General features: G+C 75.0%; 14 protein-coding genes. 11 read left to right on the plus strand and 3 right to left on the minus strand.

Annotation, left to right across the window (positions count from 1 at the left end):
• Positions 1-69: 69 nt before the first annotated feature.
• The 3 genes from ACN20G_RS36040 to ACN20G_RS36050 are packed head-to-tail and all read left to right on the plus strand — an operon-like array spanning position 70 to position 2,820.
• Complete coding sequence (locus ACN20G_RS36040) at positions 70-945, plus strand: S8 family peptidase (RefSeq protein WP_424217581.1); 876 nt, start codon at positions 70-72, stop codon at positions 943-945.
• Positions 942-1,535, plus strand: coding sequence for a GAF domain-containing protein (locus ACN20G_RS36045; RefSeq protein ID WP_424217582.1), 594 nt, complete (start codon positions 942-944; stop codon positions 1,533-1,535). The genes ACN20G_RS36040 and ACN20G_RS36045 overlap by 4 nt, the downstream gene beginning before the upstream one ends.
• Positions 1,536-1,581: 46 nt before the next feature.
• Positions 1,582-2,820, plus strand: coding sequence for a cytochrome P450 (locus ACN20G_RS36050; RefSeq protein ID WP_424217583.1), 1,239 nt, complete (start codon positions 1,582-1,584; stop codon positions 2,818-2,820).
• A 30-nt stretch (positions 2,821-2,850) separates the two neighbouring features.
• Here the strand turns inward: ACN20G_RS36050 and ACN20G_RS36055 are convergent, their stop codons facing one another.
• Positions 2,851-3,897 (minus strand): LuxR C-terminal-related transcriptional regulator, encoded by a 1,047-nt coding sequence (locus tag ACN20G_RS36055; RefSeq protein WP_424217584.1) that lies wholly within the window; start codon positions 3,895-3,897, stop codon positions 2,851-2,853.
• A 196-nt stretch (positions 3,898-4,093) separates the two neighbouring features.
• The gene (locus ACN20G_RS36060) at positions 4,094-5,017 is read right to left on the minus strand and encodes a ScbA/BarX family gamma-butyrolactone biosynthesis protein (protein WP_424217585.1); all 924 of its coding nucleotides are present in this window, start codon (positions 5,015-5,017) and stop codon (positions 4,094-4,096) included.
• A 148-nt stretch (positions 5,018-5,165) separates the two neighbouring features.
• On the opposite strand from ACN20G_RS36060, the gene ACN20G_RS36065 reads away from it, so the two are divergent.
• From ACN20G_RS36065 to ACN20G_RS36075, 3 genes are all read left to right on the plus strand, one after another.
• Positions 5,166-5,813 carry a ScbR family autoregulator-binding transcription factor gene (locus ACN20G_RS36065; protein WP_424217586.1) on the plus strand — a complete coding sequence of 216 codons (648 nt, stop codon included), beginning with the start codon at positions 5,166-5,168 and terminating at the stop codon, positions 5,811-5,813.
• A complete protein-coding gene (locus tag ACN20G_RS36070) occupies positions 5,810-6,775 on the plus strand; it encodes an SDR family oxidoreductase (RefSeq protein WP_424217587.1) in 966 nt (321 codons plus the stop codon). Before ACN20G_RS36065 ends, ACN20G_RS36070 begins: the two co-directional genes overlap by 4 nt.
• Positions 6,776-6,976: 201 nt before the next feature.
• Positions 6,977-7,744 (plus strand): SDR family NAD(P)-dependent oxidoreductase, encoded by a 768-nt coding sequence (locus ACN20G_RS36075; RefSeq protein ID WP_424217589.1) that lies wholly within the window; start codon positions 6,977-6,979, stop codon positions 7,742-7,744.
• A gap of 27 nt (positions 7,745-7,771) precedes the next feature.
• Here ACN20G_RS36075 and ACN20G_RS36080 read toward each other — a convergent pair whose 3' ends face one another.
• Positions 7,772-9,106, minus strand: a complete 1,335-nt coding sequence (locus ACN20G_RS36080) for an IS701 family transposase (protein WP_424217590.1) — start codon at positions 9,104-9,106, stop codon at positions 7,772-7,774.
• 169 nt (positions 9,107-9,275) lie between these two features.
• Here ACN20G_RS36080 and ACN20G_RS36085 point away from each other — a divergent pair, with 169 nt between their 5' ends.
• Genes ACN20G_RS36085 through ACN20G_RS36105 form a run of 5 tightly spaced genes read left to right on the plus strand, consistent with a single transcriptional unit; the run spans position 9,276 to position 12,834 of the window.
• Positions 9,276-9,914 carry a TetR family transcriptional regulator gene (locus ACN20G_RS36085; RefSeq protein WP_424217592.1) on the plus strand — a complete coding sequence of 213 codons (639 nt, stop codon included), beginning with the start codon at positions 9,276-9,278 and terminating at the stop codon, positions 9,912-9,914.
• Positions 9,911-10,744: an AfsR/SARP family transcriptional regulator gene (locus ACN20G_RS36090; protein ID WP_424217593.1), complete on the plus strand. Its 834-nt coding sequence runs from the start codon at positions 9,911-9,913 to the stop codon at positions 10,742-10,744. Before ACN20G_RS36085 ends, ACN20G_RS36090 begins: the two co-directional genes overlap by 4 nt.
• Positions 10,744-11,328, plus strand: coding sequence for an RNA polymerase sigma factor (locus tag ACN20G_RS36095; RefSeq protein WP_424217594.1), 585 nt, complete (start codon positions 10,744-10,746; stop codon positions 11,326-11,328). Before ACN20G_RS36090 ends, ACN20G_RS36095 begins: the two co-directional genes overlap by 1 nt.
• Entirely contained in the window at positions 11,325-12,278 is a 954-nt protein-coding gene (locus tag ACN20G_RS36100; protein ID WP_424217595.1) for an Ada metal-binding domain-containing protein, read from the plus strand. Before ACN20G_RS36095 ends, ACN20G_RS36100 begins: the two co-directional genes overlap by 4 nt.
• A 31-nt stretch (positions 12,279-12,309) precedes the next feature.
• Positions 12,310-12,834, plus strand: coding sequence for a methylated-DNA--[protein]-cysteine S-methyltransferase (locus ACN20G_RS36105; protein ID WP_424217596.1), 525 nt, complete (start codon positions 12,310-12,312; stop codon positions 12,832-12,834).
• The last annotated feature ends 85 nt before the right edge of the window (positions 12,835-12,919 follow it).

Below are 12,919 nucleotides of genomic sequence, written 5' to 3' on the forward strand. Positions count from 1 at the left end.
CGCGCGAGCCTGCCGGAGCCCCGTGCCGTGCCGTGCCGCGCCCCGACCCGAGCAGGAGCCACGCCGACGATGAGCAGCCCGCACCCCGACCCCCGGGCCGACCCCGACCCCGGGGCCCCGGCCCTGACGTGGAGCCTGCGCGGGCGGCGGCCCGCCGACATCCCCGTCGTCGCCGACGGCCCGCCCGTCACCCCCGAGTGGGCCTGGGGCGGCTCCACCGGGCGCGGGGTCCGGGTCTGCGTCGTGGACAGCGGGGTGGAACGCGACCACCCGGCCGTGGGGCCCGTCGACGGGTCCTTCGTGGTCGTCAAGGACGAGACGGGCGCGATCCGCGTCGAGGCCACCGACACCGGCGACGCCTGCGGGCACGGCACCGCCTGCGCCGGCATCGTCCGCCGCACCGCCCCCGACTGCGGGCTCTACAGCGTGCGGGTGCTCGGCGGCCGGTTCTCCGGCACCGGCGACGTGCTCCTCGCCGGGCTGCGCTGGGCCGTCCGCGAGGGCTTCGACGTGATCAACATGAGCCTGTCCACCAGCCGCGTCGGCTTCGCCGAGACCCTGCGGGTCCTGGCCGACGAGGCGTACTTCGGGCGCAGCGTCATCGTCGCCTCCGCGCACAACACGCCCGTCGAGAGCTTCCCGTGGCGGTTCTCCTCGGTGATCTCGGTCGGCAGCCACCGCGAGGACGACCCCGACCTGTTCCTCTACAACCCCGACCCGCCCGTCGAGTTCTTCGCCCCCGGCCAGAACGTCACCGTGCCCTGGCTCGACGGCGCCGTCATCCGCTCCAGCGGCAACAGCTTCGCCACCCCCCACATCACCGGCCTGTGCGCCCGCATCCTGGCCAAGCACCCGCGGCTGACGCCGTTCCAGCTGAAATCGGTGCTCTACCTGACCGCCGCCAACGTCGGCGTCCGCGCCGACCCCACCGGAGGCACCGCGTGACCGTTCCCGAGCCCGAGGACCCCGTCGCCCGCGAACTGCTCCAGTCCGTGGTCCACACCGCCCGCATGATCTTCGGCGCGGCGGCCGGGTCGATCTTCCTGTACGACGCCGAGACCCACGAACTCGTCTTCCAGGCGGTCTCCGGCGAGGGCGAGGACTTCCTCGTCGGCACCCGCTTCCCCGCCGACCGGGGCATCGCCGGGTGGGTCGCGAGGTCCGGCGAACCGATGGTCGTGACCGACCTCGGCCGGCACCCCGGGTTCGCCCGCGACCTCGCCGAGTCCACCACCTACCTGCCCGACTCGCTGATGGCGGCCCCGCTGCGGCACGCCACGGGCATCCTCGGCGTCCTCGAAGTCCTCGACCCGGCGCCCCAATCCCGTACGAGCCTGGGCGAGTTGGAACTCCTCGACCTGTTCGCCCGGCAGGCCGCCACCGCCCTGCGCGTGGTCCTGGACCGCCCGCGGCCGCACCCGCACGGCGGCCGGCCCGACCGGGTGTCGGAGGCGCTGGCCGGCCTGGACCCGGCCGCGCGGGCCGCCGGCCTGCGCGCCCTGGACGCCGTCCGCGAACTCCTCACCGACCACTGACGCCCACCACTCCCGCCGCCCCGCCGTCGCCCAAGGGACCCCGCGTATGCCGGCCAGCCCCGAACAACCCGCACGCCCCGCCCCCGCACGCCCCGCCCCCGGGCGCTCGCCGCTCGGGCCCGCGTTCCTCGCCCGGCCCGAACCGCTCCTGGACGAACTGCGCGAACGCTGCCCCGTCGCCCCCGTGACCACCCCGGCCGGCAACCGGGTCTGGCTGGTCACCCGCGACGCCGCCGTCCGCGCCGGCTTCCTCGACCCGCGCCTGAGCCTGCACACCCCCAAGCCCCCGCCCGACCGCCCGCACCGCGCCGGCGACACCAGCCTCGTGCACCGCGACGGCCCCGACCACCTGCGGATCCGCCGCCTCGCCGGCCCCGCCCTCGCCCCCGCCCGGGTCGCCCGGCTGCGTCCCCGCGTGGAGGCCCTCGCCCACACCCGGCTCACCGCCCTCGGCCGGCCCGACACCCTCGACCTGCTCGGCGCGTTCGCCGAACCCTTCGCGTTCGACGTGCTGTGCGCGGCCTTCGGCATCCCCGACGCCGACGCGCCCCGCCTGCACGCCGCCGTCCGCGACCTGCTCGCGCACCGTCTCGTCGACCCCGCCCTGAACACCCTCGACGCCCTGATCCGGGCCCTCGTCGCGCGCGCCGAGGCCGGCGCGGCGGCCCCCGGCGTGATCACCGACGTGCACGCGGCCTGGCGCGAGGCCGGGAACGTCACCGCCGACGAACTCGTCGACCTCCTCGCCATGCTGGTCCTCGCCGGCTTCGACGCCACCGTCCAGATGGTCGGCCTCGCCGTCCGCACCCTCCTGGACCGGCCCCACCTCGCCGACCGGCTGCGCACCGACCCGGCCGCGACCGGCGCCGTGATCGAGGAACTGCTGCGCCGGGACACCCCCGCGCCCTTCGCGACCCGCCGGATCGCCACCGCGGACCTCACCATCGACGGCACGGCCGTGCCGCGCGGCAGCAGCGTCCTCCTCGCGATCACCGGCGCCAACCGCGACCCCCGCCGGCACCCCGAGCCCGACACCGACCCGCACGCGGACCCGCGCACCGGCCCCGCCGCGTCCGCGCGGCCGCACCTGACGTTCGGGGCCGGCCCGCACTTCTGCCCCGGCGCCGCCCTGGCCCGGCTGGAACTCGCCGTCGCCCTGCCCGCCCTGCTCGCCCACTGGCCCCGACTGCGCCCGGCCTGCCCCGCCGACCGGCTCCGCTGGACCGGCGGCTTCCAACACCGCCGGCTCACCGCCCTGCCCGTCCACCCCGACCCGGCGCCCTGACCCGGCACCCCGACCGGTCCGGGGGCGGGGTCAGTCCGCGCGCGCCACCCGGGCCCGCGCCAGGTACCCGGCCTGGAAGCGGCTGTTCGCCCCCAACACCTCCATCACCTCCGCGATGTGCTTGCGGCAGGTCCGCAGCGACATGCCCAGACGGCGCGCGATCATCTCGTCCTTCATCCCCTCCGACAACAAGCGGATGATCGCCTCCTTGATCTCGTCCAGCGGCGCGCCGCCCACCGTCACCTCGTACGGGGCGGCGAGGGTCCACGAATGGTCGAAGACCCCGCACAGGTAGGCCACGGTCGACGGGTCACGGATCACCACCGCCCCGTCGTACGCCGCGTGGTGCGGGATCACCACCGTCTCCCGGTCGAACGCGAGCAATTGGCCGAACAACGCCGTCAACGTCCGCACCTCGCCCCCGGCGGCCGTCACCCGCCGCACGTACTCCCGCGTCGGCGGGTGCCGGCGCGCCGTGTGCTGGTACAGCGTCCGCATCACCACCCCGCGCCGGATCATCGCCAGGTCCCGCGCGAACGCCTGCTCCAACAGGTGCGGCGCGCGCGGCCCGCCCGGCTGGCACGTCAACACCTCCGACCGGCACCTCAGGGTCAGCACGTCGATCAGCTCGACCATCGCCGACAGGTCCAGCACCTCCTGCACCGACTCCGCCGGCCGCCGCGACCGCCCCCGCTCGTACAGGGGGGTGAGCCCGGAGATCTCCGCCCGGACCCGCTCGATCTCCGCGAGCCGCGTCCGCAGGTCCGCCTCCGCCCCGGCCAACAGGCTCGCCGAGGCCAGATCCGGCGGCACCGCCACCAGATCCGGCTCCTCCCCGTCCCCCTCCCCGCCCGCCTCCGGACCCGCCGGCACCGGACGCAACAGGTGCATCCGGCACAGGGCCCCGACCGAACGCCGCACGACCTCCTCGGACAGCCCCAACTCGACGGCCGCGACCCGCACCACGAACCGCGGCCGGCCCGCCGCCCACCCGTACACCCGGGCGTCCACCTCGCTCGGCGGCGTCAGCGGAGCCGAGCCCCCGACCCCCCGGCCGCCCTCGAACGACTGCGGCACAGATCCCTCCCCGGTCCGGCGGGCCGCCCACCGCGCCACCCGCGCGGCCACGCCCCGCCCGCACCCCAACACGCCCCGGTCCCTCCGTCAACCACGCCCCTCAAGCCACACCCCACGCCCTCCTCGCCCGAGGAGTTCACGTGATCGCGGGCAGGCCCCGCCGGGGCCTGCCCGCGATCGGGTCGGCGGTGGGGGGTCAGGGGGTGATGGGGTGGTCGAGTACGTCGAGGAGGGCCTCGAAGGCGGGGGCGCCGTCCTGGACGGCCGAGACGCGGAGGGTGCGGCTGCCGTCGCCGCCGGTCTGGGCCGGGCCGTCCGCGTCGTGGGGTTCGGCGAGGACCTGACAGGGACGCCCGAATTCGACGTACCGCAGGAAGGAGACGTCCATGGACGCGGGCCAGCCGGCGCCGCCGGGCGGGCGGGTGGCGTAGGCGGCCTGCCGGGCCGCTTCGAGGAGCAGCATGCCGGGGACGTGGTCCACCGGGTGGTCGAAGAGGATGGGGTGCGCGATGTCGGAGCGCAGTTCCCACCGGCCGGACCGTTCGGTGGGGGAGAGGACCACGTCCCGTTCGCGTTCCGACCCGCATTCGTGGGGCGGCAGGGGGGCCGGCGGGCGGGGGATGTCCCAGAACGCGGCCGTCATGTCGGCGCGTTCGCCGCGCAGTCGGCGGTAGACGGCCGGGGTGTGGCAGGTGAAGGTGGTGCCGGCCACGGCGAGGAGCCGGTTCTCGCGCAGGACCTCGTAGCGCAGGTCGAGGGAGGCCGGCAGGCCGCGCCGGTAGGTGGCGTTCCGGCAGGTCACGCGCAGGGTGAGCTCGGCGGGGGTGCGTCCGATGACCATGGCGCGGGAGTCGACGGAGTACCGGAAGCGCTGCCACATCAGTTGGTGGCCGATGGGGACGTCGTAGCGGGTGTGCATGAGGAACGGCAGGCTCTGCCGGATCGTCTCGCACAGCATCAGCGGGTCGTACAGGCCGTGGTCGTTGCGGTAGAAGCTGTGCACGCGCGGCCACTGGGCCGTGATCGTGAAGGTGTCGGGACCTCCGCTCGCGCAGCCCGTGAGGAACACGTCGGCCAGTGAGGTGCGGTGCACGTGCTCCTTGGCGACGGTGGTCGTCAAGGCGTCTAACGCGGAACGTTCAGGCGACATGAGCATGCTGTTTCCCCCTGGTGTACGCACGTGGAGAGCCCGGAGAATCCGTCAGGTCCGCGACTCGCGCTGTAAAGTAAATGACGTTCGCTTTGTTTGTCGAGGGAGGGCGCGGGACGTGGTGGAACAACAGGTGAACCAGGAGCGGGCGGTGAAGACCCGGGCGGCGATCATCCTCGCCGCGGCCGAGGTGTTCGACGAGAGCGGCTATCACGGGGCCGCGATGCGCGAGATCATGAAGCGCGCCGGCATCACGCTGGGGGCGGTGTACTTCCACTTCCCCAACAAGGAGGCCCTGGCCGTGGCCGTGATGAACTCGCAGCCGCAGACCATCATGCCCAGGCTGACCTCCGACGGGCTGCAACGACTGATCGACCTGACCCTGGTGTGGTCGCACCAACTGCAAGTGGACCGGATCCTGCGCGCCGGCGTCCGGCTCGCCGTCGAGCAGACCGGGTTCGGCCGGCACGACTCGGAGTCCTTCGACGAGTGGAAGGTGATCATGCGCACCTGTCTGGACGAGGCCCGCGCCCGGGGTGAGCTGCGGGAATCCGCGGATCCGGAGCAGGTGGCGGAGTTCGTCGTGAGTGCCTGTACGGGCATGCAGTTCTACTCGAACCTCGTGACGGGCCGCACCGACCTGCCGCGCCGCACGGTGGACATGTGGAACCTGCTGATCCCGACCCTGGCCGAACCGGAGGCCGCGGCGGCGCTGCGGGTGAGCGAACGGCGGGCCGCCGAGCTGATGGCCGAGGCCCGGGCATGAGCGTGAGCGTCCTGCCGGCTTCCGGCGGGGAGTCCGCGAGACCGGTCGCGGTCGCCGCGGCCGCCGGCCGGGACGCCGGTCCGCCCTTCGCCGAGGGCTCCGGGACAGGGCCCGAACCGGCCCCCTTCGCGGCCCGGTTACCGGCCTCGTCCGCGTCCTTCGCCGGAACGACCGTCCTCATCGCGGGCGGCGGTTCCGGCATCGGCCTGGCCACCGCCCGGATGCTCGCCGGCCTCGGCGCGCGTCCCGCGCTGCTGGGCCGGGACGAGGCCCGCCTGGGCATCGCGGCCGACTGGCTGGCCGCGAGCGTGCCGGGGGCCGAGGTCCGCACCTACCGGGCCGACGTGCGCGACGAGGAACGGCTGGGCCAGGTCCTCGACGAACTCGGCACCGTAGACCACGTGTTGGTCACGGCCGGCACCGTGGCGGGCGGCCCGCTGGCCACCGCCCCCCGCGAACACGTCGCCGACAGCGTCGAGGGCCGCCTGTGGGGCGGCTACGCCGTGGCCCGGACCGCGGCGCCCCGCCTGGGACCCGGCTCCTCCCTCACCTACCTGTCCGGCATCTACGTGGTGCGCCCCGTGGCCCACGGCTCGGCGGTGATCGCCGCCGCGGCCGCCACGGAGGGGCTCACCCGGGCCCTGGCCGTGGAACTGGCCCCGCGTCGGATCCGGGTGAACGCGGTACGGGCCGGCTCGGTGGACACGCCCATGCTCCGCCGCCGCCTGCTGGCGGCCGTCGCGGAGCACCCCGCGCCCGCAGCGCACGGCGCGCACGACGACCCCCTCACCCCGGGCGGCGCGGCCGGGGACGCGGCGGTGGCCCTGGCCGGCCGCACGATGCCCCTGGGCCGGTACGGCACCGCCGAGGAAGTGGCCTCGGCCGCCGTGTTCCTCATGGCGAACGCGTACGTGACCGGCACCGTGGTGACGGTGGACGGGGGGCAGTCCCTGATGGGCTGAGCGGGGGTCCCCGATCGGCCGTCGGTCACGACGCGGGATCGGGGGACCTTGCCCGTCTTTGCGGTACCGCTCTGTCACGCGCTGGGCGAATCCGGTGCGCCCGGGGCGTGGCCGAAACCCCGTCGGAGCGGTGCGCGGCGGTTTTCGAGCGGTCCGGATTGTCCTGCCGCCGCGCTGTGCGCTGTGATAAAACGCCTGGTCATGAGCGACATGAGATTACTCGAGGGCAAGGTCGTCATGGTCACCGGGGCGTCCAGCGGGATCGGCGCGGCGGCGGCCCGGCGCTTCGCCGCCGAAGGCGCCGAGGTGGTCGTCACCGCCCGCCGCGGTGACCTCCTCGACCGCCTGGTGGAGGAGATCACCGCGACGGGCGGGCGGGCCACGGCGGTCGTCGCGGACGTCACCCGGGTCGCGGACGTGGCCCGCGTGGTCACCGTCGCCGTCGAGGAGCACGGCCGGCTCGACGCGGCCTTCAACAACGCCGGTTGGGCCACCGCCGGCACCCTGCTGCACGAGACCGAGGACGAGGTCTTCGACAAGGTCGTGGACGTCAACCTGCGCGGGGTCTGGAACTGTCTGAAACGGCAACTCCCGGTCATGGCGGCGGCCGGCGCCGGCGCCGTCGTGAACACCTCCAGCGTGGCGGGACTGCGCGCCACCGGCGCCACGGCCCCCTACATCGCCGCCAAACACGCGGTGATCGGCCTCACCAAGGCCGCCGCCGACGAGTACGCCCCCTTCGGCCTGCGGGTCAACTCGCTGGTGGTCGGCAGCACCCGCACCGAGCTGATGGACGAGGTGCTCGGCCGGACCCCGGCCCTGGAGCGCTCCTTCACCGAACGCTCCCTGCAACGCCGGATGGCCGCCCCCGACGAGGTGGCCCAGGCCGCCGCCTGGCTGCTCAGCGACCGCGCCTCCTTCGTGACCGGCGCGGCCGTGCCCGTGGACGGGGGGTGGACGGCGGCCTGACGCGGCCCGACCCGGCGCGGGGAGGGGTCAGCAGCCGACGCGGACGGGCGCCGCGTGCCCGTCGCCCCCGCCGAACCCGCCGCCCCAGCCGTGCGCGTGCTCCCCCGCCCCCGCCCGCAGGTGCCAGGCACGGGCCGCCGACACCAGCGTCGTGTGCCGGTGCCAGCCGGGGAAGGACCGGCCCTCGAAGTCCGACAGCCCGAAGTCCTCGCGCAGCGCGTGCATCGAGGTCACGGCGGCGGACTGGGCCTCCACCAGCGGCAACAGGCCCTCCGGAGCGACGCGCGCCGGATCCGTGGCCCAGATCCGCACCGGCCGCGACCCCCGGGTCGGCCACTGGGCCAACAGCCGCAGCGAATGCCGGGCGCCGGGCAGGTGCACCGGCCCGGACAGGGTCCACAACTGCCCCGCGCCCCGCACCGCCCGCCGCGCGGGCCCGACCCGGACCGCCCCGCCGACGCGCCCGCCCGGCCGTTCCCCCGTCGCGGCGTCGACGTCCGGCACCGGGACCAGGCCCGGCCCCGGCGCCCGCAACGACAACGGGCGCGGCAGCCGCAGGGAGGAGCCCCGCCCCACGAGGTGGTCCTGCGCGCACAGGCGCTCGGCCGTCGACGGCGAGCGCGGTCGCCCCCGGTCGTCGAGGTGCGGTCCGGCCAGCAGGGTCAGGCCGGGGGGCACGGTCACCAGGAAGCGGTGCCCGCGTTCGCCGAGCCCCGACAGCAGGGCGGCGGCGTCCTCCGTCTCCACCCCGTCGGCGAGGACCGGGCGCGGATCGGTCCGCGCGGCGAGGGTGTCCACGAGGTCGAGCGCGTGCCGCCACAGCGGCAGGTGGCGGGCCGTGTCGGGGATCCGCCCGCGCCGGCGCAGCGCCGGATCGTGGCACCAGGACTCCGGCAGGTGCAGCCGCCAGTCCACCGGCAGGTCCCCGCAGCAGGTGGAGAGCTGGATGCCCATGCCGACCTGGCCGTTGACGACCCGGCCGAGGGCGCCGTCGAACCGGCGGTGCACGCCCACCGAGTGGTCGCCGCGCTTGTGGGCGAAGACCGTGCCCAGGCTCCAGGCGCGCACGCTGGTCCGCTCCTCGATCCAGTGGGTCAGCGCCTGCCGGGCCGGGTCCCAGGCCCACGGGCTCTCGCTGACGAACTGGTGCAGCGACTGGGAGGCGGTGGGGGCGGCGGCCAGCGCCTCGGCCATCCGGCGGACCGATTTGCGGCCCGGGGTGCCCAGCAGTCCCTCGACGTAGGTCTCGGCCCAGCGGCGCTGGTCCCGGCGCGGCAGGTGTCCGAAGACCCTCTCGATGAACGCGGCCCGCGACGGGTGTCGTTGGTGGTCTCGGATCGGCGTCGTGCGGCGCTCTGACATGTCCAGTCCCCCTGCGTGCGGTCAGCTCGTTCGGTTGACGCGAAAAAGCATAGCGAACGTTCGCTATGTTCTAGGATGCTGGGAGAGCCGGTCCACCGACACCTTTGGCAAGTCGACCTCACCCTCCCGGCCGCCCGACCGCCCGACCACCCACCACCTGGAGAAATCCATGGCGCGACAACCACGGGCCGTGCGCACCCGTGCGCTCCTCATCCACTGCGCCGCCACCGAGTTCGACCGCGCGGGCTACGAGGCCGCCACCCTCAGCGCGGTCAACGCCCTCGCCGAGGTCTCCATGGGGGCCATGACCTTCCACTTCCGCAACAAGGCCGCCCTCGCCGACGCCGTCCAGAGCCGGGGCGGCGACCTCGTCCGCGACGCCGTCGCCGAGGTCCTCGCCCGCCCCCGCCCCGCCCTCGCCGCCGGCGTGGCCCTCACCGTCGCCCTCACCCGACTGCTGGAGGAGAACGTCGAGGTCCGCGCCGCCGCCCGCCTCGCCCGCGAACGCTCCCCCTCCACCTGGGGCGCCGACTGGCTGCCCGCCCTGGGCGACCTGTTCCGCCGGGCCGGCGACGAATACGGCCTGCGCCCCGGGAGCGATCCCGCCGTCCTCGCCCGACTCGCCGGCCACCTCGTCACCGGCATGGAGATGCAACTGCGCGAAGCCCGCACCAGGCCCCCCGCCGCCCCCGACGAGGACCCCGGCACCGAGCCCGGCCCCGTGCCCCAACTCGCCGAGATCTGGCGCCTGGTACTGCGCGGGGTCACCGACAAGGACCCCGACGAATACGAGCAGGACCTCACATGACGCACCTCGCCCCCGAACCGACCGGAACCCCCGTCCGATTAGGCGTGCTGGGACCCCTCTCCCTCGTCGTCGACGGCGAGGACCGCACCCCCAGCGCCCCCAAACCCCGCCGGCTCCTCGCCCTGCTGATGCTCAACGCCAACCGCACGGTCCACGCCTGCGACTGCATCACCGAACTCTGGGGCTCCGACCCGCCCAAGACCGCGGTGTCCACCCTCCAGACGTACGTCCTGTGCATCAGACAGATCCTCCGCGACACCACCGACCACAGCCACACCCTCGTCACCCGCAACCAGGGCTACCAGCTCACCGTGTACCCCGAGGCCAGCGACCGCCTGCGCTTCGAACACCTGGCCCGCCGCGGACTCGACGCCTCGATCGGCGGCGAACCCGCCGTCGCCTCCGCCCTCCTGGCCCGCGCCCTCGACGTCTGGCGCGGACCCGTCCTCGCCGACGTGCCGCACGGCACCCTCAGCTCCGCGCACGTCGTCCACCTCGAAGAGGCCCGCAGCTCCGTCCTCCAATGGCGGATCGAGGCCGACCTCGGACTCGGCCGACACCGCGAACTCCTCGACGAACTCGAAGGGCTCGCCGCCGCCCACCCCACCCACGAGAACGTCCAGGCCCAGTTCATGCTCGCGCTGCACCGCTCGGGCCTGAGCGACCGGGCCCTCGCCGTCTACCGCGGACTCCACGACCGGCTCGGCGACACCTTCGGCATCGAACCGGTGCCCCGCCTGCGCCGCCTGTACGAGGCCATCGCGGCCGACGACCCCGTGCTCACGACGCCTCCAGCAACCCTTTCCCGAGGGACGGTGTTTCTTCAGTGATGGACAACGTGGCCGAGCAACTGACCGACTTGTTGGCGGAGGACGTGGACGACGGCTTCACGGAGCTGGTCCGCGTGCACGCCAAGCAGGTGCACGCGTTCCTGCTGCGCGTGTCCGGGTCGGCCGCGGAGGCGGACGACCTGGGACAGGACACCTTCCTGCGCGCGTACACGGCACTGCGCACCTACACGCCCGAACGGCGTCGACAGCTCAGCCCCCGGGCCTGGCTGATGACGATCGCGGCCAACGTGTGGCGCAACCACGTCCGCAGCAGCGTCCGCCGCCCCGTGTCGGCCATGCCGGTGGACGACGTGCGCGACACCTGGTCCGACACCAGGCCGGGCCCGGCCGAACACGCCCTGAACACCGACGACCGGGGCCGGCTGGTCGCCGCGCTGTCCGAGCTCCCGGAGTACTACCGGATACCGGTGGTGCTGCGCCACGTCGTCGGCATGAGCTACGTCGAGGTGGCCCAGGTGCAGGGCTGCCCCGTCGGGACGGCCAAGGCCCAGGTCTCGCGCGGCATGGGGGACCTGCGACGCTTGTTGGCACCGGACGAGCAGTTGAAGGAGGTGAGCACGTGAGCGGTCACGAAGGGAACACCGGCCGGAACGACCACGGCCGACCGACCGGGCACGAGGAGACGACGGACCACGGACGACCCGCCGTACCCGGCGGCGGCGCGGGCCCGACCGAGCCCGCCGCGCACGCCGGCCCCGCCCACCCCGGGCGCCCCCCGGCGGGCCCCGACGGGGACACCGGCGACGCCGACCTGCCCCCGCTCCCGGCGGACTTCGCGCTGCGCGTCCTGCGCCGCGCCGGCGTCCCCCGAGAGCGCTACGACACCTACGCCTCCCTCGACACCCCGGCCGGCCCCCTGTTCGTGGCCGCCGCCCCCGACACCGTCACCGGCTCCGCCCTCGGCGGCGCCGGACTGACACCCACCCGCTTCGAGGAACTCCACCGCGCCCGCACCGGCCGCTCCGCGATCTCCGTCCCCAAACCCTTCCCCGGGCTGGTCACCGCCCTGCGCACCGGCCGTGCCCGCAACCTGCCCCTGGACCTCGGCCCCGAGGACACCCCCACCGCCCGCGTCCTCACCGCCGTCCGCACCGTCCCGCCCGGCCAACTGCGCCCCCTGTCGTGGATCGCGCGGGAGGCCGGCGCGGGCACGACGGACCCGCCCCCGGACCCGGCCGCGCTGATCGGCGTCCTCGCCGCCAACCCCTTCCCCGTGCTCGTGCCCTGCCACCGGATCACGTACGACAACGGCGCGCCCTGCGACGCGGGCCACCTGCCGGCCCTCGGGGACGCGCTCCGCACGGCGGAGGGAGTCGACATGGCCGAGGTGCGGCGCTGGGCGAGCGGCGGCTCCGTGTTCCTGGGCAGCGCCACGACGAACATCTACTGCCACCCCACCTGCGGCCACGCCCGACGCATCACGGCCCCCCACCGGGTCCCGTTCGCGACCGCCCGCGACGCCCGCCGGGCCGGTTACCGCGCCTGCAAGAGCTGCCGGCCGCTGACGGTCTGACCACCGAAGCCCTCGTACAAGGAGCCCCACCATGCCCAGCCCTCGTTCCGTGGCACTGACCCGTCACCCGAGCGCCGTCGGCGAACTGCTGCTCGGCGTCACCGAGGACGCCCTGGTCTACTGCGGCTTCCAGGACCTCGACACGGTCCGGGGCCGGATCGCGCGGGCCGGCCTGACGGAGCGGGAACAGGCCCCGAGCGAGCGGCAGCGCGAACTCCTGGCCCGCACGGCCCGTGAGCTGGACGCGTACCTGGCGGGACGCGCCACCGCCTTCGCCGTCCCCGTCGACCCCTGCCTGGCCACCCCGTTCAGCCGGGAGACGGTGCTGGCCCTCGACGCGTTCGTGCCCTACGGGCACACCACCACCTACAAGGAACTGGCCATGGCCCTGGACCGGCCGCGGGCCTCGCGCGCGGTCGGCACGGCGCTGGGGGCGAACCCCCTGTGCGTGGTCCTGCCCTGCCACCGGGTACTGGCCTCCGACGGCTCCCTCGCGGGCTACGCGGGCGGCCTGGACGCCAAGCGCCACCTGCTCGCCCTGGAACAGCGGCCCTGATCGGCCGCCCCACGAACCGGGACGCCAGGTCCCACCCCCGTGACCTGGCGTCCCTTTCCCCTGCCAGTCGCGACGCGCGCGGACT

Origin of the sequence: Streptomyces dryopteridis, assembly GCF_049606955.1 — a bacterium.
Taxonomy (GTDB): Bacteria; Actinomycetota; Actinomycetes; order Streptomycetales; family Streptomycetaceae; genus Streptomyces.

Coding starts and splice junctions, on each gene's coding strand:
- ACN20G_RS36040 (WP_424217581.1), top strand. CDS start 70: ATGAGCAGCCCGCACCCCGACCCCCGGGCCGACCCCGACCCCGGGGCC.
- ACN20G_RS36050 (WP_424217583.1), top strand. CDS start 1,582: ATGCCGGCCAGCCCCGAACAACCCGCACGCCCCGCCCCCGCACGCCCC.
- ACN20G_RS36070 (WP_424217587.1), top strand. CDS start 5,810: ATGAGCGTGAGCGTCCTGCCGGCTTCCGGCGGGGAGTCCGCGAGACCG.
- ACN20G_RS36075 (WP_424217589.1), top strand. CDS start 6,977: ATGAGCGACATGAGATTACTCGAGGGCAAGGTCGTCATGGTCACCGGG.
- ACN20G_RS36080 (WP_424217590.1), bottom strand. CDS start 9,106: ATGTCAGAGCGCCGCACGACGCCGATCCGAGACCACCAACGACACCCG.
- ACN20G_RS36085 (WP_424217592.1), top strand. CDS start 9,276: ATGGCGCGACAACCACGGGCCGTGCGCACCCGTGCGCTCCTCATCCAC.
- ACN20G_RS36090 (WP_424217593.1), top strand. CDS start 9,911: ATGACGCACCTCGCCCCCGAACCGACCGGAACCCCCGTCCGATTAGGC.
- ACN20G_RS36095 (WP_424217594.1), top strand. CDS start 10,744: ATGGACAACGTGGCCGAGCAACTGACCGACTTGTTGGCGGAGGACGTG.
- ACN20G_RS36105 (WP_424217596.1), top strand. CDS start 12,310: ATGCCCAGCCCTCGTTCCGTGGCACTGACCCGTCACCCGAGCGCCGTC.